Genomic DNA, 18338 nt, shown 5'->3' on the forward strand with positions numbered 1-18338 from the left:
GATGAACCCGGGGTGATCCGGACTCGAATCCTGCCAGCTCACCGGCAGCACGGGGTCGAGAATCCGAAAACCTGTTCATCCCGGCGGCGGAGCTCACTCCCGCACTCCGAGGATTCGGCGGGTCTCGGCGACGTCGGCGTTCATCTGCTCGATCAGCGCGTCCACCGAGTGGTAGCGCTCCATGGCCCGCAGCCGCTGCACGAAGTCCAGATCGACGTGCTCGCCGTAGAAGTCGGCGTCCACATCGAGCACGAAGGCTTCGACGGTGCGCTCGGTCCCGGAGAACGTCGGGTTGCTGCCCACCGACACCGCGGCGGGCATCGCCGGGCCCGGTTGGGACGCGCCACGCCTGCGGTGGGTGAACCACGCCGCGTAGACGCCGTCGGCCGGGATCGCCGTGTAGTCCGGTGTGGACAGGTTGGCGGTCGGGAACCCCAGTTCCTCGCCGCCGCGACCCGCGCCACGCACCACGATGCCCTCGATCCGGTGATGACGTCCCAGCGCCGAGGCCGCGGCCACCACGTCACCCGCGTCGATGCACGCGCGGATGTAGGTGGAGGAGAACGTCACCGAGGTGCCGTCGGCGTCGTCGGAGCGCTCCACCGGTCCGGACACCAGCGCGTCGGAGGCGACCTCGAAGCCGAAGCGCTCGCCGAGCTCGGTGAGCAGGTCGATGTTGCCGGCCGCCTTGTGGCCGAAGGTGAAGTTCTCCCCCACCACGACCTCTGCGGCGTGCAGCTTCTCGACGAGGATTTCGTGCGCGAATCCCTCTGCTGGCACCCGGGACAGCTCGCGGGTGAACGGCAGCACGCAGAACACGTCCACGCCCAGCTGCTCGACGAGCTCGGCCCGCCGCCGCAACGTGGTCAGCTGCGCCGGGTGGCTCCCCGGGCGCACGACCTCAGCGGGGTGCGGGTCGAAGGTCATCAGCACGCACGGCAAGCCCCGCCGCCGAGCTTTCTGCACCGCGTGCGCGATGAGTTTCTGGTGGCCGCGATGCACACCGTCGAAGACACCGATGGTGACCACGCAACGGCCCCAACCACCGGGAAGCTGCTCCAAACCACGCCAACGCTGCACGACCCAGAAGCCTACTTCCCCCGAACGATCACGCGCCCAGCGGTGGAGCCCCACGCCGCCGCGTCGAAATTCGCGCGAGGTTCCGATTCCGCGGCGGGCGTCAGTTCCCGGGGGTGATCACCAGGACGGCCTTCGCCGTGCGGCCACGGTCGCGGACGAGGGCCACAGCCCGGCCGTCGGGGTCGAACATCCCGTAGGTCCCCTCGACACCGGCAGCGGTCACGACCTGCCCGTGCGACAGCGCGCGAGCGGTGGAGGCGTCGACGTTGCGGCGGGGGAAGGCCGTCTCGACGGCTTGGTCCAGGCCCATCGACAGCTCGGGGGTCTCCTCCAGCTGGTCGAGGGTGCGCGCCGTTGCCAGCCCGAACGGTCCCACCCGGGTGCGGCGCAGCGCCGTGAGGTGCCCCCCGACTCCGAGCTGTTCCCCGAGGTCGCGGGCCAGCGCGCGCACGTAGGTGCCCGAGGAGCACTCCACCAGCACGTCGAGTTCGGTGGTCTGGTCGGTTCGCCGCAGCGCGAGCACGTCGAAGCGCGAGACGGTGACCGGGCGGGCTGCGAGCTCGACGGTCTCCCCGCTGCGCGCGATCTCGTAGGCCCGGCGACCGTTGATCTTGACCGCGCTGACCGCGCTGGGCACCTGCTCCAGGTCCCCGGTCAGCGCCGCCACCCCGTCGCGGATCGCGCTCTCGTCCACACCGGACGCATCGATCGAGGACACGACCTCACCTTCGGCGTCGTCGGTCGTGGTCGACGCGCCGAGGGCGATGGTGGCCAGGTACGCCTTGGTGTCCAGCGCGAGGTGGCCCAGCAGCTTGGTCGCCCGCTCCAGGCCGAGCACGAGCACACCGGTGGCCATCGGGTCCAGCGTCCCCGCGTGCCCGACCTTGCGGGTGCCCATGATGCGGCGAACCCTGGAGACGACGTCGTGCGAGGTCATCCCCGCCGGTTTGTCGACCACCAGCAGGCCGGGAGGAACGGCGGGACCTTGTTTGCGGGATTGCGCGGACACGGCCAGCCATCATCCCCGACCCGGCGCCGCGCGATTCCGCCAGGGTCAGGCCGTCGCTGCCGCGGGGGTCGCGCCGACCACGGCCCACTTGCCGGAGCGGGCGCGCAGCAGCAGCGTGATCAGCCGCAGGACCATGAACAGGCTCAGCCCGGTCCAGATCCCCGCCAAGCCCCAGCCGAAGACCAGCGACAGCCAGATCAGCGGCAGGTAACCGATGACGGCGCTGAGGATCGTCGCGGTGCGCAGGTAGGCGGCGTCGCCCGCGCCGAGGAACACCCCGTCCAGCGCGAAGACCACTCCCGCCACCGGCTGCACCGCCACGAAGAACCACCAGGCGTGCGGCATCTCGGCGAGCACGGCGGCATCGGTGGTGAACACCGACGGCAGCACGCCGGACACGGCGGTGAAGAACACGGCCAGTCCGCACCCGAAACCCAGGCTGTACCAGGTCACCTGCTTGGCGACCGCCTTCGCGCGCGGCACCGAACCGCTACCGAGGGCGGCACCGACCAGCGACTGGGCGGCGATGGCCAGCGAATCCAGCACGAGCGACTGGAACATCCACAGCTGCCACACGACCTGGTGCGCGGCCGCCGTCTCGGCGCCGATGCGGGCGGCCACCGAGGTCGCCGACAGGAAGCAGACCTGGAAGGCCATGGTGCGCAGCACCAGGTCGCGGCCGAGGCCGAGCTGAGCGCGCATCCTCACCCAGTCGGGGCGCAGCGGCGCCTTCTCCACGAGCAGGGCGCGGATGAACAGGGCAGCGGCGATGCTCTGGCCGATCAGGTTCGCGATCGCCGAACCCTCCAGCCCGAGGCCCACCGGGTAGACCAGGATCGGGCACAGCACGGCGGACACGCCGTTGCCGATGAGCGTGTAGCGCAACGGGCGGACGGTGTCCTGGACGCCGCGCATCCAGCCGTTGCCGGCCATGGTGATCAGCACCAGCGGGGCTCCGCAGAGCGCGATGCGCAGCCAGGTACCGGCGGCGTCGGCGACCGGGCCGGGCCCTGCCAGCAGCTCCGCGACGGGCGTGGCGACCAGTTGGGCGATCAGCGACAGCACCACGCCGACGGCGATCCCGAGCCAAGTCGCCTGCACGCCCTCGGCGACGGCTTCGGTGCGCCGACCGGCGCCGTGCAGCCGGGCCGTGCGCGCGGTGGTTCCGTAGGTCAGGAAGGTCAGCTGGCTGGAGATCAGCGTGAACAGGGTGCCGCCGAGCGCGAGCCCGGCGAGCGGGACGGCGCCGAGGTGACCGACCACGGCGGTGTCGACCAGCACGTACAGCGGCTCGGCCGCCAGCACGCCCAGTGCGGGGAACGCGAGCCCCAGCACCTTGCGCGGTGACACGCGTTCCCCGGCCTCGGACACGTCATCTCCCTTGTAAGCTGCATCTCGTGGGTTCGACCCTGACAAAGGGTAGCGGTAAGGAGCGTCAGTGGACAGCGCCGATTACATCGAGGTCGCGCTGCGGCTCGCCAACGCCGACGTGACCGGCGTCGAGGCGGTGCGCGCCGCGCTGCACGACGAGCCCTGGTGGGCCGACCGGCTCCGGGACTCCGACCTGCCCCTGCTGCGGGAGGTCTCCGATGGCCTGCGTCGGGCGCTGGCCGCCATGGAGGCGTCGACCGGCCCGGCCCAGGACGAGACGGTCCTCACCGAGATCAACGCGCTGCTGGCCGCCCACCCCCCGCGTCCCCGGCTCTCCGGACACGGCGGTCATGACGGAGCACCCAACTGGCACGTCCACGTCGCGGGCCCCGATGCCCCAGCGGTGGACGAGGTCGCCGCAGCGGCGGCGTGGGGCCTGGCCCAGGGCGTCGTCGCGCACGGCACCACCCGCTGGGGGCTCTGCGAGGCGGAGGGGTGCTCGACGTACTACCTGGACACCTCCACCAACCAGGCGAAGCGCTTCTGCTCACCCCGCTGCGCCAACCGCATGCACGTGGCCGCCTTCCGAGCCCGCCAGCGCTCCTGACCCGGCCCGGCGCCGCGGTCAGGGCGCGAGGAGAGGCGCGTTGTCCAGGGCTTTGCGGATTCCGTCGAGGATCTCGTGCTCCTCGCCGCGAGCGGTGAAGCCGGAGGCCAGGCGGTGGCCGCCACCTCCGCAGGCGTTGGCCGCGTGGCTGACGTCGACGCGGCTGTCGGCGCGCAGCGACACCGACCAGTGAGCGGGACCGATCTCCTTGAGGACGGCGGCGACCTCGGCCTCGCCGGTGGTGCGGATGAGGTCGATGACGCTGTCGACGTCCTCGCTGCCCAGACCGTCGGACTGGGCCTTGCGGACGGTGGTGTGCACGAGACCCAGGCCCTGCGCCGCCGACGGCTCCAGCTCGGCCTTCGACAGGACACCGGCGAGCATGCCCAAGAACCCGAACGGGTGGGTGTCGAGCAGCGGCTTGGTGGTCGCCTCCGGGTCGACGCCCGCGTCGAGCAACCGGGCCGCGACCCGGTGCACCTCGGCGCTGGCGTGCCGGAACGAGCGGGTGTCGGTGACCAACCCGGCGTACAGGCAGCGGGCGGTCGGCAGGTCCAGTTCCGCGCCGAGCTCGTCCAGCAACCGCAGCACCAGCAGCACCGTCGCCTCGGCGGACTCGTCCAGGACGTGCAACGTGCCGTAGCGGGTGTTGGAGATGTGGTGGTCGAGGACGATCACATCACCACCTGCGGCGACGGTGCCCTTGACGCGGTCGGCGAGCTTGCCCAGCCGTCCGAGGCTGCCGGAGTCGCACACGACCAGCAGCGGCGGTGCGGGGGGAACCTCCGACGGGGGCACGATGAGCCCGTCGACGTCGAGGTCGCGCAGCGAGTGGGCGGGCTTGTCCGGATGCCCGAAGGACACCCGGACCGCGCTGCCGCGCTTCCTCAACGCCCTGCCCAGCGCGAGTGCGCTGCCCAGAGCGTCGGCATCGGGGTTGACGTGCCCGAACAGGGTCACATCAGGTGCTGCCGCGAGCTTGCCCGCAGCCGCCGCGACGGCCTCTCGCAGAGACTCGCCCGTCTCCGGGCCGCCCTGCCGGCCGGCGATCTCGGGTTGCCCGCGCACACGTCACCTCCACGTCATCGGCGGCCTCGTCAGGTCCACCGATGACCAACGCACCCGATTCGGCGCCGCGACTCAACCACCTTGTGGGCCACGACGCACATCGGCGTCAAAAGGGTCCTCGTCATCGACACCATCGGTGTCGTCGTCATCATCCTCGGTGTCAGCGCTCGCGCGGTAGGGGTCCGCGTCACCGGCCGGGACCGCACCGGAGGCCAGTCGAGCGACCTCCTCGTCGGCCTCCTTGGCCTTGGCGAGCAGCTCCTCCATCCGGCGGGCCTGGTCCGGGACGGTGTCCGCGACGAACGTCAGGGTCGGGGTGAACCGAACCCCGGTCTGGTCGCCGACCCGGGAACGCAGCACGCCGGTGGCGCTGGTGAGCGCGGCCGCCGTCGAGGCGTAGTCGGCGTCGTCGCCGAAGACGGTGTAGTAGACCGTGGCGTCCCGCAGGTCCGGGGTGACTCGCGCGTCGGTGATCGTCACCATCGCCAGTCGCGGGTCCTTGACCTCGTGCTCCAGCCCGGAAGCGACGATCTGCGCGATGCGCTTGGCCAGCCTGCGGGCGCGCGCCGTATCAGCCACGACGCACCTCCTTCTTGCAAGAAAGCTTCGACACCCGCGGTGCTCCGGCGGGTGGGTCCAACGTCGTTCTCGAAAGTGGCGAAGCCACTTCTTCCTCCGGTGAGCACCTGAGCAGCTCGCACCGCCGGGGCTCTGAGCGGTTTCCTGGCGAGCACGCCGCAGCGCCGATGCCCACCCTTGGCTGAGCGGAACACGCAAGAGTCCACGGAGCCGCTCAGGTTCCCCGACTCGCACCGCTGCGCAGGGGCATCACCGATGACCTAATCCTCGGGTCCCAGCATGCGATGCCGGGCGGAGAGGAGCTCCAGCTCTGGGCGGGCGGCGACCAACCGCTCGCACGCCTCCAGGACTTCGCGCACGTGCGAAGCGTCGCCGGAGACCACCGCGACTCCGAGCAGAGCGCGGCGGTGGAGGTCTTGGTCGCCGGCTTCGGAGACGGCTACCTCGAAGCGGCGGCGCAGTTCGGCCAGGACCGGCCGGACCACGGCCCGCTTCTGCTTCAACGAGTGGACGTCACCGAAGAGCACGTCCAGTTCGAGCGCACCGACGTACATGGGCGGAAATCTTCCCCCGACCCCCGCAGGGGGTCCGTCGCGGACCCCCTGCGCGGGTGTGCGGTGTCAGTCGCGAGGCTTCTCGCGCATCTCGTACGGCTCGATGATGTCGCCCACCTTGAGGTCGTTGTAGGACCCCAAGGTCAGACCGCACTCGAAACCGTCGCGGACCTCGGTGGCGTCTTCCTTGAACCGCTTCAGCGAGTTGATGCTGAGGTTCTCGGCGACCACCACGTTGTCCCGCAGCAGACGCGCCTTCGCGTTCCGCTTGACGATGCCGTCGGTGACCATGCAACCGGCGATCGTGCCGACCTTCGAGGACTTGAAGACCTCGCGGATCTCGGCGCGACCGAGCTCGACTTCCTCGTACTCGGGCTTGAGCATGCCCTTGAGTGCCTGCTCGATGTCCTCGATGGCGCGGTAGATCACCGAGTAGTACCGGATCTCGACGCCCTCGCGGTTGGCGACCTCGGCCGCCTTGCCCTCGGCCCGGACGTTGAAGCCCAGGACGATGGTGTTCTCCGCGGTGGCGAGGTTGATGTCGGACTCGTTGATGCCACCGACGCCGCGGTGGATGACCCGCAGCTCGACCTCTTCGCCGACCTCGATCTTCATCAGGGACTCTTCGAGCGCCTCGACGGTACCCGAGTTGTCACCCTTGATGATCAGGTTCAGCTGGTTGGTCTCCTTGAGCACCTTGTCCAGGTCCTCGAGGCTGACCCGCTTGCGCTTGGCGGCGTTCTGCGCCTCGCGGATGCGGGCCCCGCGGCGGTCGGCGATCTGCCGGGCGACCCGGTCCTCGTCGACCACCAGGAAGGAGTCACCGGCACCGGGCACCGACGTGAAGCCGATGACCTGGACCGGCCGCGACGGCAGCGCCGCGGTGACGTCCTCGTCGTTCTCGTTGATCATGCGGCGAACGCGGCCGTACGCGTCACCGGCGACGACCGAGTCACCGACGCGGAGCGTGCCTCGCTGCACCAGCACGGTGGCCACCGGACCGCGACCGCGGTCCAGGTGCGCCTCGATCGCGACACCCTGCGCCGACATGTTCGGGTTGGCCCGGAGGTCGAGCGAGGCGTCGGCGGTCAGCAGGATCGCTTCCAGCAGACCGTCGATGTTGGTGCCCTGCTTGGCGGAGATCTCGACGAACATCGTCTCGCCGCCGTACTCCTCGGCCACCAGGTTGTACTCGGTGAGCTGCTGGCGGATCTTGTCCGAGTTCGCGCCCTCGACGTCGATCTTGTTGACCGCGACCACGATCGGCACACCGGCGGCCTGGGCGTGGTTGATCGCCTCGACCGTCTGCGGCATGACGCCGTCGTCCGCGGCGATCACCAGCACGGCGATGTCCGTCGACTTCGCACCACGGGCACGCATGGCGGTGAACGCCTCGTGACCAGGGGTGTCGATGAAGGTGACGGGCCGCTCGTTGCCCTCCAGCTCGGTGACGACCTGGTAGGCACCGATGTGCTGCGTGATGCCGCCGGCCTCGCCGGCCTGCACGTTCGCCTTCCGGATGGTGTCCAGCAGCCGCGTCTTACCGTGGTCGACGTGACCCATGACGGTCACGACCGGCGGACGGGCGGCCAGTTCCTCCTCGGAGGAGCCCGGGTCGCCGTAGCTGATGTCGAACGACTGCAGCAGCTCCCGGTCCTCGTCCTCCGGAGAGACCATCTCGACCTTGTAGTTCATCTCCTGGCCGAGGAGCTCGAGGATCTCGTCGGAGACGGACTGGGTCGCGGTGACCATCTCACCGAGGTGGAACATCGCCTGCACCAGCGAAGCCGGGTTGGCGTTGATCTTCTCGGCGAAGTCGGTCAGCGAAGCACCGCGGCGCAGGCGGAGGGTCTCGCCGTTCCCGCGCGGGAGGCGGACGCCGCCGACAGACGGCGCCTGCATGTTCTCCATGTACTCCTGGCGCTTCTGCCGCTTCGACTTGCGACCGCGCTTCGCGGGACCACCGGGGCGACCGAAGGCACCAGCCGTGCCGCCGCGACCACCGGGACCGCCCGGACGGCCACCGCCACCGGGACGACCGCGGAAACCACCGCCGGCCGGAGCTCCACCCGGAGCGCCGCCACCGCCGCCGGGACCGCGGCCACCGCCGCCGCCACCACCGCCGGGACCGCCACGACCACGACCGCCGCCGGGGCCACCGCCGGAGCCGCCACGGGCCGGACGCGGAGGCATCATGCCGGGGTTCGGACGCGGAGGCATCATGCCCGGGTTCGGGCGCGAACCGCCACCGCCACCGCCGCCTTCGCCGCGCGGGGCGTTGTTGCCGCCACCGGCAGGAGCGGTCCCGGCACCCTGGCCGCCGCCACGGCGCTGGTCGTCACGACCGCGACCGGGGCCCTGCTGGCCACCGCGGTCCTGACGCGGACCCGGGCCGGGACGACCCGGGCGCTGCTGAGGAGCACCCTGACCGACGCCGAACGGGTTGTTGCCAACGCGCGGGGGCTTCGGACCAGGCTTGGGCGCCTTCGGGCGCGAAGCATCGCCGTCGCCACCCGGCGCCTTGGACGCGGGCTTGGGACCCGGCTTGGGACCGGGCTTGGCGTCGCCCTTGGGCTTGTCGCCCTGGGGCTCGGCCTTGGGCTGCTCGAACTTGGGCTCTTCGACCTTGGGGGCCTCGGCCTTCGGCTCCGCCTGAGCGGCCGGGGCCGGCTCCTCGGCCTTCGGTTCGGCCTTCGGTTCAGGCTTGGGGGTCGGCTTCGGGCCGGGCTTGGGACCGGGCTTGGGTGCCTCGGCACGAGGGCCGGGCTTGGGTCCAGGCTTGGGCGCTGAGGATCCAGCCGCCCCTCCGGAACTGACGGCCTTGGAATCGCTCTGAGAGGGCTTGCCGTTGTCGCCGTTCTTCCTCGACGACTTGACATATGCGTCACGAAGCCTGCGCGCCACCGGGGCTTCCACGGTGGAGGACGCAGACTTGACGTACTCGCCCTGCTCGGCGAGCTTGTTCAGTACTTCCTTGCTGGTGACACCGAGCTCTTTAGCGAGCTCATGTACGCGGGCCTTGCCTGCCACTGCTCTCCTCATCTGGGTGAGGCCGGGCGGCAGTCCCGCTCGACCTCGTCCTATCGCCGATGCGCGTTCATGGCTTCAGCTTCACGGCTGATTCATGACGGGTCGACCTGCTTTCCTTCGGTTGCCTGGCGCGGGACGGATCCCGCGTCGGTCATGTCCTGAGCCGCCGCAGGCGGTTGCCCGGCACTCAAGTGGTGTTGCACGGCTGAGGTGTCGAGAGATCCCGGCACTCGAAGTGCCCGCGGAAAAGCCCGGCGCCGTTCGGCCAGACGAAGGCAAGCCGGGTCAGGGTGCAGCCAGGCTCCCCGACCCGGTCGCCGATGCCGTGGATCGGGAATCGCGACGAGCCCCGAACCACCGACCTCAGCCACCACACGTAGCAGCTCAACGGCCGACGTCCGAGCACGACAACCCACGCACGTACGAACCGGCACATGGCACTGGCCATTCCCGGGTGCACTCGTGTGGATTGATCGCTCCCCTCGCGTCGAGCCTCCTTGACGATTCTAACCCGAGGGCGTCACTCAGCCGAACCCACGGTGGGCAGTCCCTCAACCGCCGGGTCCGGACCAGCCGGTTGGACGGGCGCCTGACCGCTCGTGGTGGTGGGCGACGACGGGTCGGCATCGCTGCGGATGTCGATCCGCCAGCCGGTCAGCCGGGCCGCCAGCCGCGCGTTCTGGCCTTCCTTGCCGATCGCCAGCGACAGCTGGAAGTCCGGCACGATCACCCGCGCGGTCTTGGTGCGCTCGTCGACCACCTCGACCGAAACCACCTTGGCCGGCGACAGCGCGTTGCCGACGAAGGTCGCCGGGTCGTCCGAGTGATCGATGATGTCGATCTTCTCGCCGCCCAGCTCGCTCATCACGTTGCGGACCCGCGCGCCCATCGGGCCGATGCAGGCGCCCTTGGCGTTGACCCCGCTGACCGTGGACCGCACCGCGATCTTCGACCGGTGCCCGGCCTCGCGGGCCACCGCCGGGATCTCCACGGTGCCGTCGGCGATCTCCGGGACCTCCAGCGCGAACAGCCGGCGGACCAAGTTGGGGTGGGTGCGCGACAAGGAGATCTGCGGGCCCCGGGCGCTGCGCGCCACGCCGTAGACGTAGCACTTGATCCGGGTGCCGTGCTCGTAGTTCTCCCCCGGGACCTGCTCGGCACCGGGGATGACGCCTTCGCTGTCACCGATCTGCACGATCACCATGCCGCGCGAGTTGGCGCGCGCGTCGCGCTGGATCACGCCACCGATGATCTCGCCTTCCTTGGCGGCGAACTCGCCGAAGGTCCGCTCGTGCTCCGCGTCGCGCAGCCGCTGCAGGATGACCTGCCGCGCGGTCGTCGCCGCGATCCGGCCGAACCCCTCCGGGGTGTCGTCCCACTCCTCGGCAACGCTGCCGTCGGGGTTGAGGGAGTGCGCGATGACCCGCACGATGCCGGTCTTGCGGTCGACCTCCACCCGCGCGTGCGGCTGGTGCCCCTCGGTGTGACGGTATGCGGTGAGCAGTGCCGATTCGATCGCTTCAAGGACCGTTTCGAACGGGATGTCCTTGTCGCGTTCGATCGCCCGCAGCGCCGCGATGTCGACGTTCACCTCGACTCCTCCGTGTCTTCCCGGTCGTCCCCCTGCTGGGAAACGCCGCTCGCAGCCCGCTCCAGCTTGACCAGGTCTTCCGCCGGTGGCTGCTGGAACTCCACCTCGACCACCGCGCGCTCCACATCACGGTATGCCACCTGGCGGATCTCAGCGCCCACCAGCACCTGCACGCTCTCATCATCCGCGCTGCCGACCCGCGCCACCAGCTGCTCGCCGCTGGTCAGCCGGATCTTGACCAGCCGGTTGCGGGCGCGCTTCCAGTGTCGCTGCTTGGTCAGCGGCCGGTCCACGCCGGGAGAGGTGACCTCCAGCGTGTAGGAGCCGGCCAGCACGTGCTCGTGCGCGTCCAGGACCTTGGCGACCGAGCGGCTCACCTCGGTGATGTCGTCGAGGCCGACACCGTCATCGGAGTCGATGACGACCTTGACCAGCCGGCGACGACCGGCCTGCTGCACGTCGAGCTCCTCGAGGTCGAAGCCCTTTTCGGCGACGGCCTCGGCGACGACGGGCTCCAGCTGCGCGGTGATCTCACCACGCGGCGGGCTGGACACGTTGGCACTCCTAGGTTTCGGTTCGTGGTCTTGGAAGACCTCATGCATCGCGATCCGGGCCCGAATCGCGGGCGCGAACCGCCCGCGTCCGGTCTGCTCCGGCCGCGGTCGCCCAGGGTATCGCGTCCGCCCGCACCCGAGCGCGACGCGGGACCCCTACGATCGGCGGATTCCCCCAGCCCTGAATGGATCACCGGTCCTACCGCTCCGGCGGTGGCCCCCAGGGTGCGCGCGTTGATCGCGGTGCCTGGCAGGATAGGTCGTCGTGGAACTTCCCCGCGCATCCCTGCCGGTGATCGAGCGCCGACGTGCTCTGCGGTTGTTCGCCGCCGCGCCCGCCGTGGCCGTGCTGGCCGCGTGCGGCACCGGCTCCGACGAGCCCGATCAGCTGCTGCCGCTGGCGACCGCCGCGAAGGCCGACGCCGCGCTGGCGAACGCGATCGCGCGCAGGCACTCGGGGATGTCCGAGACGGCGCGCGAGCTCGCCGCGGCGCGAGCCGCGCACGCCAGCGCGCTGCAGCGGGAGATCGACCGGGTCGCGTCGCGCGACCCCGAGGACCCGCCGTCGGTGCCCGATCCGGCTCCGAAGAAGGCACCGTCCTCCGCCGATGCCGCCGCCGACGCGCTGCGCGCCGCGGTGCGCGAGGGCCAGGAGCGGGCGGCGAGGCTCGTTCCGGGGCTGTCCGGCTACCGCGCGGGTCTGGTGGCGTCGGTGTCCGCGAGTTGTGCGTGCTTGCAGGAGGTGCTGGGTTGAGCGGGATCTCGGAGCAGGCCGCCAAGGCCCTCGGCGACGCGCTGGGCGCAGAGCACGCGGCGCTGTGGGTCTACGGGCTGGCGAACGCCTTCGTCGGCGAGGCGCGGGTGCGCAGCGCGATCGAGGAGGCCGTCGATGCGCACACCCGGCTGCGCGACACCGCTGAGCGGGCGATGCGGCGGGCGGGCCTGACGCCGACCCCGGCTCAGCCCGCCTACGACGTCGGCGGCGACGTGGCCAACCAGTCGAAGGCGGTCGAGCTGCTGATCACCACCGAGACCGACTGCCAGGTCGGCTGGCGCTCTGTGCTGGACAGCACCGAAGACGCCGGGATGCGCCGCACCGCGTTGGAGGGCCTGACCACCTCGGCCACCAGGGCGACCCGCTGGCGGCTGACGTTGGGACGCCAGCCCGCCGCGGAGGACTTCCCCGGCCAGCGGGCGTAGGAGCGCCTGGCCTCAGACGCGGGCGCCGACCGAGGGACCTGGTCATTTCGGTGCCTGGTCCTGGGGCCAGCCGAGCTTGAGCGCCTCGTTGGTGACGTCGCTGAGCGCCGGGTCCTTCTTCGAGGACTTGCTGTAGAACGCCGAGTCGCCGATCACGACCAGCCTGTCCTGCCGCCCCGAGGCGTAGGCCGCGTCGTCGAGGTCGGGCATGTCGCTCGTGCCGTCGCGCTCGTCGTCCACCAGGTCCCGGATGTTGCCCGTGCCGTCCTTGGTGGTCAGCTCGTTGAGCTGGGTGGCGATTTGCGGCGTCGGCATCAGCACGGTGATCACCGAGGTGAGGACGCGGCGGCCGTCGGGCAGGGTCGTCGTGTAGAGCGCGCGGGTGAGGTGGTCGCACTCCTGCTTGCTGAAGAAGTTCTGTATGGAGTCGGTCGAGACGCTCTTGCAGCCCTGGAACGCCTCTTCCTTGCGAACCAGGGTGAAGTCGTAGCGCAACTTCAACGGAGGCGGCGCGGCGACCTCGTCATCGGGTTTGACGGCGCTCCAGACCAGGCCGGACACGACCGCGATCAGCAGCAGCACGAGTCCCCGCAGCGCCCAGCCCATCGGCGTGACGCGCTGCGGCGGCTGCTGCCTCGGCGGCGGGGGCGGCGGCGCGGGCTGTCTGCCGGTGCCCGGGTACGGCTGCTGCGGCGCCGGGTGAGGCGCTTGCTGCGGAGTCGGCGAATGCGTGATCACCGGCCTGGTGACGTGCTCCGGGGTCGGTGCGGCCACCTGGCGGTCCTGCCTGATGTGGGCGTTGTCCCGCCTCAGCGGCGCGGTATCACGCTGCGTGTTGCCGTGCGCTCCCGTCACGTCTTCAGGCACACCCTGTCGGTCTGACACGAGTGCCTACGGTAGCGGTTCTGGATTGCGGGGCGAACAACCCGATACCCGGTTGCGCTGATCAGAGCAGCGCGCGGACCGCCCGTTCGACGTCCTCGGCAGTGTTGTAGAGGTGGAACGACACCCTGGCCTGGCCACCGCGACTGGCGCAGGCCACACCGGCCGCGGTGAGCTTGGCCACGGCGTCCGGGCTGGCCACCGACACGATCGCCGAACCAGCGGCCGACATCCCGAGCTCGGCCCGGAACCCGTCGGCCAGGCCGCTGCAGTGCGCGGCGACGTCCGCGAGATCCAGCCGAGCCAGCCACTCCATCGACGCGGCCGCGCCGACCTGCGCGAGCCACACCGGCGAGATGTCCAGCCCGCGCGCGTCACCGGACAACCGCAACGGCAGGCCGTAGGTGGCCTCCCACGGGTCCTCGGCGGCGTACCAGTTGGCGCTGTGCGGAACGGGTCGCGGCGCGTCGGGGTGGACCGCCAGCCAGGCCGAGCCGCGCGGGGCCATCAGCCACTTGTACCCGGCACCTGCCACCCAGTCCGCCCAGTCCAGCCGCAGCGGCATCCAGCCCGCGGCCTGCGTGACGTCGAGCAGCACGCGCGTGCCGTGCTCCTGCTTGGCCAGCCGGAGCCCTTCGAAGTCGGCGATGCGGCCGTCCTTGGACTGCACCGCGCTGACCGCGACGAGGTCGAAATCCGGTGCGCGCCCACCGATCTGGTCCAGCTCGACCTCGGTGACGGTGACGCCGCGACCGGCCTGCGCGGCGAACGGGAACAGCACGCTGGTGAAGTCGTCAGTGGCCACCAGCACCCGAGCGTCGTCGGGCAGGCTGGCCGCGACCAGGCCGATCACCTGAGAAGCGCTGGCGCCGATGGCGACACGGTCAGCGGGGACGCCGATGAGGCGGGCGAAGGCGTCCCGGGCGGTGGCCACGTGCCCGTCGAAGTCGCCGGGCCGGTCCGAGCCACGGCCCCAGCGCTCCACCGCCTCGGAGACCTTCCGGACGGCCTCGGTCGGCGGGACGCCGATGCTGGCGGTGTTGAGGTAGCCGTCGGGGACGTCGAAACTCGCGTCGAAGGCCTTCCGCATGCCCGCCATCCTCGCACCGATCAGGCCTCGGCGGTGATCTCTGCCTACGGTAGGGGCATGCACAGCGAAGAGATCGAGATTCGCACCGGTGACCGCGAAGTGGTCCGCGATCTGCGCGACGAGTGCCGGCAGTTCCTCAGCTCGGCGGGAGCCGGCGACGGATTGCTCAACGTGTGGGTGCCGCACGCGACCGCGGGATTGGCGATCATCGAGACCGGTGCGGGCAGCGACGACGACCTGCTCACCGCGCTGCGCGACCTGCTGCCCGACGACGACCGCTGGCGGCACCGCCACGGCTCGCCCGGTCACGGCCGCGACCACGTGATGCCCGCGTTCGTGCCGCCCTACGCGACGATCCCGGTGCTGGGCGGGCGGATGGCGCTGGGCACCTGGCAGTCGGTGTGCCTGGTGGACACCAACGTCGACAACCCGGTCCGGAAGGTGCGGCTGAGCTTCCTGCCCGGGTGAGGCGGAAGCCCAGCCGTCGCCGTCACGCGCTCAGGAACTCCTGGAGTCCGGCGAGGTCGTCGGTGTTGATGTGGTCGACACCGACCTCCTCGAGCACGCTCCACACGGCGTCGCGCTCGGCGCCCGCGCTGTCAGGGGTGGCCCAGAAGCGGACGCGCTGGCCGGCGGCGTGCGCGTCGTTCACCATCCGCTCCAGCTCGTCGCGCTCCTCGGCGGGCATGTCACCCGAGCCGTTCCAGGTGAACACCTGCGTCCAGTCGTCGGAGACCAGCGGAACGAGCCTGGGATCGGCGCCGATCGAACCGCCGGTGCCGCCGTCGAGGAACGCGTAGCGGTCGGACTGGCCCTCGATGAACTCGGTCGGCTTCTCGCCGGAGATCACCACCGTCACCGGTCCTTCGGTGACGGTGCCGTTCTCGTAGTGGGAGAACAGGCCCGCGTACTCGGGGTCGCGCATGATCTCGTCGAGCCGCTCGTACCCGTCCTCACCGAAGGTCTTGAAGTCGACCAGCAGTTGGAAGTCGGCGTCGTGGCCCGGGTAGATGCTGCCGCCCCCGGCGTTGAGCCGCTCCACCAGCGGGTCCAGGTACAACGACTCGATGGTCCGGTCGGGGTTGAGCTGGAAGGGGTCGTGGCCGATCAGCAGCGAGTCGCCCAGCGGGTAGATGTCGGCCTCAACGCTGGTGAACCCGTGGTCCAGCGCGTCCAGCAGCGGACGTTCGTGCAGGTAGTCGTTGTGCGCGTGCGCCTGGGCCAGGGGTTCGACGTCGGCGGCCGGTGCGGCGTGGGCCGCGACGGGCACGACCAGGGTCAGCGCTGCCAGCGCGGGCAGCACGAAACGTGAGGGGGAGCGCATCACGAAGCCTCCGGTGATGATCGGTTGATCACCACCGGAGACTAGTGCGATCGCCCTGGTCGGGGCGTGCGCTGACGAGGTTCAGCCACGCACGACGTCGATCAGGTGCGCCACCGCCTCGTCGGCGGCGACCTCGGTGCGCTCGCCGGAGAGCCGGTCGCGGACCTCGACGACACCGTTGGCCAGGCCCTTGCCGACCACCAGGATCGACGGGATGCCGACCAGCTCGGCGTCGGCGAACTTCACGCCCGGCGAGACCGCGCGGTCGTCGAGGATCACCTGCACGCCGGCCGCGTCGAGCTCGGCGGCCATTTCCTCGGCGCGGGCCCGGACGGTCTCGTCCTTGCCCGCGATGACCACGTGCACGTCGGCCGGGGCGACCTCGCGCGGCCACGCCAGGCCCATGTCGTCGTGGCTCTGCTCGGCGATGGCCGCGACCAGGCGGGACACGCCGACGCCGTAGGAGCCCATGGTGATCCGCTTGGGCTTGCCGTCCTGGCCGAGCGCGTCCAGCGAGAACGCGTCGGCGTACTTGCGGCCGAGCTGGAAGATGTGCCCGATCTCGATACCGCGCGCGGCCACCAGGGTTCCCTTGCCGTCGGGCGACGGGTCGCCCTCGCGGACCTCGGCGGCCTCGATGGTGCCGTCCGGCGTGAAGTCCCGGCCGCACACCAGGTCCAGCACGTGGTGGTCGGTCTTGTCCGCGCCGGTGACCCAGGCGGTGCCGGTGACCACGCGCGGGTCGACCACGTAGCGAACACCGTTCTCCTGCAGCGCCTTCGGGCCGATGTAGCCCTTGACCAGGAACGGGTTGGCGGCGAAGTCGGGCTCTTCCAGCAGCGCGACCTCGGCCGGTTCCAGCGAGGCTTCGAGGCGCTTCATGTCGACCTCGCGGTCGCCGGGCACGCCGATCGCCAGCAGCTGCCACTCGTCCGAACCCGGTTGGCGGGTCTTGACCAGCACGTTCTTCAGGGTGTCCGCAGCGGTGAACTTGCGGTCTGTGTTGGCGTTGAGGAAGTCGACCAGCGACTCGATGGTCGGCGTGCTCGGGGTGTGGTGCACCTCGGCGGCGGGCTTGTCCTCAATGGACTCCGCGGGCGGCGCGGGGGTGACCACTGCCTCGACGTTGGCGGCGAAACCGGATTCGGTGCTGCGGACGAAGGTGTCCTCACCGGTGGGGCTCTCGGCCAGGAACTCCTCCGAAGCCGAACCGCCCATCGCGCCGGAGGTGGCCGCCACGATCACGTAGCGCAGACCGACCCGGTCGAAGAGCTTGATGTAGGCGTCGCGGTGCTTCTGGTAGGACGCCGACAGGCCCTCGTCGTCGATGTCGAAGGAGTAGGAGTCCTTCATGACGAACTCGCGGCCGCGCAGGATGCCCGCGCGGGGCCGCTCCTCGTCCCGGTACTTGGTCTGGATCTGGTACAGCATGACCGGGTAGTCCTTGTAGGAGCTGTACTCGCCCTTGACGGTCAGGGTGAACAGCTCCTCGTGCGTGGGCCCGAGGAGGTAGTCGGCGTTCTTGCGGTCCTTGAGCCGGAACAGGTTCGGCCCGTACTCGGTCCAGCGGTTGGACGACTCGTAGGGCTCCTTGGGCAGCAGCGCGGGGAAGTGGATCTCCTGCGCACCGATGGCGTCCATCTCCTGCCGCACGACCTCCTCGACCCGGCGCAGCACGCGCAGGCCCAGCGGCAGCCACGAGTAGATGCCCGGCGCGACGCGCCGCACGTAGCCGGCCCGCACGAGCAGCTTGTGGCTCGGCACCTCGGCGTCGGCCGGATCCTCGCGCAGCGTACGCAGGAACAACGTCGACATCCTCGTGATCACGGCTACTGGCTCCTAGTTCGGCCCGATGGGAATACAGGCAGGGTAGCGACCACGCCGACTCGCCCGTCTGCGCGGTCGCGCCACGCCACCCAGCAATCCTCCCCAAACCCAAACCCCCAGGTCAAACCATTTCCCCACCACCTCCACCACCACTCACCACCGCAACTCCCCACGACTCCGATTCCCGCGCGGAACTCCGATGGATCCCACCGCCGGCCGGTGACCGGAAACCGGGACCGAGTTCCACTGAAGTCAGGAATTCGATTTCAGTGGAAATCCGGGTCCCGAGATCCACTGAAAACCGGGACCCGACTTCCACTGGAATCTCAGACACCACCCGATCAGGCGGGTTTTTCGAGAGATTCGCGGGCAGGTGCATTCGTGCGAGGGGTCCGCGCCTCTTCCCCGTGTGAGACATCCGGAGAAGCCACCGATCATCGACGACCCGTCCATCAAGGTCTTCCGCCGATGCGATGCCATCGCGGCGGGATGGAGCGACGAGGAGCTCCGTGGCGTGGAGTCGGCGTCGCCGGGTTTCCCCGCATCGCGTTCGGCCTGCTCAAACACGGTCC

18 protein-coding genes are annotated in these 18338 nt (G+C 70.5%); 4 read left to right on the forward strand and 14 right to left on the reverse strand.

Going from position 1 to position 18338, the window contains the following annotated elements; translation table 11 throughout:
- Positions 1-93: 93 nt before the first annotated feature.
- The 3 genes from E1161_RS06830 to E1161_RS06840 form a co-directional block, all read right to left on the reverse strand.
- Positions 94-1080: a bifunctional riboflavin kinase/FAD synthetase gene (locus E1161_RS06830; protein WP_132620735.1), complete on the reverse strand. Its 987-nt coding sequence runs from the start codon at positions 1078-1080 to the stop codon at positions 94-96.
- Between the two features lie 100 nt (positions 1081-1180).
- Positions 1181-2089, reverse strand: coding sequence for a tRNA pseudouridine(55) synthase TruB (gene truB / locus E1161_RS06835; RefSeq protein WP_132620737.1), 909 nt, complete (start codon positions 2087-2089; stop codon positions 1181-1183).
- 45 nt (positions 2090-2134) lie between these two features.
- The gene (locus E1161_RS06840; protein WP_132620739.1) at positions 2135-3460 is read right to left on the reverse strand and encodes an MATE family efflux transporter; all 1326 of its coding nucleotides are present in this window, start codon (positions 3458-3460) and stop codon (positions 2135-2137) included.
- A gap of 67 nt (positions 3461-3527) precedes the next feature.
- Here E1161_RS06840 and E1161_RS06845 point away from each other — a divergent pair, with 67 nt between their 5' ends.
- Positions 3528-4067, forward strand: coding sequence for a CGNR zinc finger domain-containing protein (locus tag E1161_RS06845; RefSeq protein ID WP_132620741.1), 540 nt, complete (start codon positions 3528-3530; stop codon positions 4065-4067).
- 18 nt (positions 4068-4085) lie between these two features.
- Here E1161_RS06845 and E1161_RS06850 read toward each other — a convergent pair whose 3' ends face one another.
- From E1161_RS06850 to rimP, 7 genes are all read right to left on the reverse strand, one after another.
- A complete protein-coding gene (locus E1161_RS06850) occupies positions 4086-5078 on the reverse strand; it encodes a DHH family phosphoesterase (RefSeq protein WP_132620886.1) in 993 nt (330 codons plus the stop codon).
- Between the two features lie 129 nt (positions 5079-5207).
- Positions 5208-5714, reverse strand: coding sequence for a 30S ribosome-binding factor RbfA (gene rbfA, locus E1161_RS06855; RefSeq protein ID WP_132620743.1), 507 nt, complete (start codon positions 5712-5714; stop codon positions 5208-5210).
- Between the two features lie 260 nt (positions 5715-5974).
- Positions 5975-6268, reverse strand: a complete 294-nt coding sequence (locus tag E1161_RS06860) for a DUF503 domain-containing protein (protein ID WP_132620745.1) — start codon at positions 6266-6268, stop codon at positions 5975-5977.
- Positions 6269-6334: 66 nt separating this feature from the next.
- Positions 6335-9298, reverse strand: a complete 2964-nt coding sequence (gene infB, locus E1161_RS06865; RefSeq protein WP_132620747.1) for a translation initiation factor IF-2 — start codon at positions 9296-9298, stop codon at positions 6335-6337.
- A gap of 92 nt (positions 9299-9390) precedes the next feature.
- Complete coding sequence (locus tag E1161_RS06870) at positions 9391-9732, reverse strand: YlxR family protein (protein WP_328591222.1); 342 nt, start codon at positions 9730-9732, stop codon at positions 9391-9393.
- 86 nt (positions 9733-9818) lie between these two features.
- Positions 9819-10889: a transcription termination factor NusA gene (nusA, locus tag E1161_RS06875; RefSeq protein WP_132620749.1), complete on the reverse strand. Its 1071-nt coding sequence runs from the start codon at positions 10887-10889 to the stop codon at positions 9819-9821.
- Complete coding sequence (gene rimP, locus E1161_RS06880; RefSeq protein WP_132620751.1) at positions 10886-11443, reverse strand: ribosome maturation factor RimP; 558 nt, start codon at positions 11441-11443, stop codon at positions 10886-10888. Before rimP ends, nusA begins: the two co-directional genes overlap by 4 nt.
- Positions 11444-11708: 265 nt before the next feature.
- Here rimP and E1161_RS06885 point away from each other — a divergent pair, with 265 nt between their 5' ends.
- On the forward strand, positions 11709-12197 hold the full coding sequence (locus E1161_RS06885; protein WP_132620753.1) for a hypothetical protein: 489 nt from the start codon (positions 11709-11711) through the stop codon (positions 12195-12197).
- Positions 12194-12643 (forward strand): ferritin-like domain-containing protein, encoded by a 450-nt coding sequence (locus E1161_RS06890; protein ID WP_132620755.1) that lies wholly within the window; start codon positions 12194-12196, stop codon positions 12641-12643. The genes E1161_RS06885 and E1161_RS06890 overlap by 4 nt, the downstream gene beginning before the upstream one ends.
- A 42-nt stretch (positions 12644-12685) precedes the next feature.
- Here E1161_RS06890 and E1161_RS06895 read toward each other — a convergent pair whose 3' ends face one another.
- Positions 12686-13528 (reverse strand): hypothetical protein, encoded by an 843-nt coding sequence (locus tag E1161_RS06895; protein WP_235874840.1) that lies wholly within the window; start codon positions 13526-13528, stop codon positions 12686-12688.
- 61 nt (positions 13529-13589) lie between these two features.
- Complete coding sequence (locus tag E1161_RS06900) at positions 13590-14615, reverse strand: aminotransferase class V-fold PLP-dependent enzyme (RefSeq protein WP_132620757.1); 1026 nt, start codon at positions 14613-14615, stop codon at positions 13590-13592.
- Positions 14616-14672: 57 nt separating this feature from the next.
- Here E1161_RS06900 and E1161_RS06905 point away from each other — a divergent pair, with 57 nt between their 5' ends.
- On the forward strand, positions 14673-15083 hold the full coding sequence (locus E1161_RS06905) for a secondary thiamine-phosphate synthase enzyme YjbQ (protein WP_132620759.1): 411 nt from the start codon (positions 14673-14675) through the stop codon (positions 15081-15083).
- 22 nt (positions 15084-15105) lie between these two features.
- Here E1161_RS06905 and E1161_RS06910 read toward each other — a convergent pair whose 3' ends face one another.
- Positions 15106-15939 (reverse strand): phosphatidylinositol-specific phospholipase C/glycerophosphodiester phosphodiesterase family protein, encoded by an 834-nt coding sequence (locus tag E1161_RS06910; protein ID WP_132620761.1) that lies wholly within the window; start codon positions 15937-15939, stop codon positions 15106-15108.
- Positions 15940-16020: 81 nt separating this feature from the next.
- Positions 16021-17766: a proline--tRNA ligase gene (locus tag E1161_RS06915; protein WP_132620763.1), complete on the reverse strand. Its 1746-nt coding sequence runs from the start codon at positions 17764-17766 to the stop codon at positions 16021-16023.
- Positions 17767-18338 lie beyond the last annotated feature (572 nt).

Source organism: Saccharopolyspora aridisoli (assembly GCF_004348445.1).
In the GTDB taxonomy this organism is placed as follows: domain Bacteria; phylum Actinomycetota; class Actinomycetes; order Mycobacteriales; family Pseudonocardiaceae; genus Saccharopolyspora; species Saccharopolyspora aridisoli.